The organism is Novosphingobium sp. ERW19 (assembly GCF_012641315.1).
Taxonomy (GTDB): domain Bacteria; phylum Pseudomonadota; class Alphaproteobacteria; order Sphingomonadales; family Sphingomonadaceae; genus Novosphingobium.
Genome location: NZ_JABAIC010000036.1, coordinates 1 through 1,402, shown reverse-complemented (window position 1 = coordinate 1,402; position 1,402 = coordinate 1). Strand labels below are relative to the sequence as shown.

The window sequence follows — 1,402 nt, the reverse complement described above, 5'->3', positions numbered from 1 at the left end:
GGCGTGATCGCCTTTCAGCCGACCAATGCGGGCAGCTCGCGCACCAAGGGCGTGGAAATCGAAGCCACGCTCCGTCCCTCGCGTCGTTTTTCCGTCAGCGCAGCCGTCACCTATCAGCAGGCTACCCTCGACGTTGACGGCCTGAACTGCCCAACCCAGTTGCAGCCAAGCGCAATCACTGTCGCACTGGGTGGAACCCGGCCCGTCAACACGTGCTATCGCTATCAGTTCAGGGCGCCGAATGGTAGCCTGGCGACGAGTGGCCTTGTGCAGGACGTCCGGGGCGGGCAGCTTCCGGTTTCGCCCGAGTGGCGCTTCAACGTAAGCCCCCGCTGGCAAGGGCCGATCACGTCCTCACTCGATGGCTTCGTTCAGGTTGACCTATCTTACCAAAGCGACGTGCAGTTCGCGATCGAGCAGGACCCGCTGCAGACGCAGGACGGCTATGCGTTAGTCGATGCCAGCATCGGGATTTCAGCGCCAGATTCGCGCTACACGCTGACGGTCTTCGTGAAGAACCTGTTCAATCAGAACTTCTACACGACCACCACGACGTCTGCGCTAATCGGTAACAACCTTAGTGTTGTTGACGTCTACGCTTTCCGTCCCAAGAATGCTGACCGTTATTTCGGGGCCTCACTCGGCTTCCGGTTCTAAAAGAGCCAAGGCCCGGTGAGTTGGCTTACCGGGCCAATCTTTGGCTTGGCCGGTTTGCGCACACCGGGCCGGCCATAAGTTTTCCGACCGTCCGTTCCGGTGGGTAAGCTGATCAATGTTATCCATGCGCCTGCAGTGGGAGCGCCGCACGATGTTACACACTCGCCGCCAAGCCTTGGCCCTCGGTGCTCTAGGCCTCGGAGCAGCCGGTCTCACAACAGCCCAAGGCCAGACCCCTCGCGCGTTGCCGAACATCCTCTGGCTGGTGAGCGAGGACAACAATCCCTACGTCGGCGCCTACGGTGACAAGCTGGCCCATACGCCGCACATCGACGCCTTGGCCAAGAAGGGCGTGCTGTTCGGCAATGCCTATTCGAACGCGCCAGTCTGTGCGCCGTCACGCTTCGCCATGCTGACCGGCGTCAATCCCGAGAGCTGCTCGCCGGCCCAGCACATGCGGGCCGAAGCTAAGCTGCCGCAATCTTTCCGCACTTATCCTGAACTGATGCGTGCGGCGGGCTACTTCTGCATCAACAACCCGAAGACAGACTACAACAGCGATGTCGTTCCGGCAGCCATCTGGGACATTCAGGGCATCGAAGGGCACTGGCGCAAGGCACCCAAGGACAAGCCGTTCCTGTGCGTGATGAACACCGGCACCAGCCACGAGTCAAAGATGTGCGCCCCTAAGGCCGGTCCCGTTACTCCAGAGCAGGTTCGCATCCCCGCCTTTCTGCCAGATGAT

The 1,402-nt window shown here is 60.8% G+C and carries 2 protein-coding genes; both read left to right on the top strand.

What is annotated here, in order from left to right:
- A partial coding sequence (locus HGI46_RS21785) for a TonB-dependent receptor (protein WP_168905829.1) occupies nucleotides 1-657 on the top strand: 657 nt, incomplete at its 5' end.
- Nucleotides 658-772: 115 nt separating this feature from the next.
- Nucleotides 773-1,402, top strand: a 630-nt coding sequence (locus HGI46_RS21780; RefSeq protein ID WP_346766795.1) for a sulfatase-like hydrolase/transferase, incomplete at its 3' end; no start/stop codon positions are given.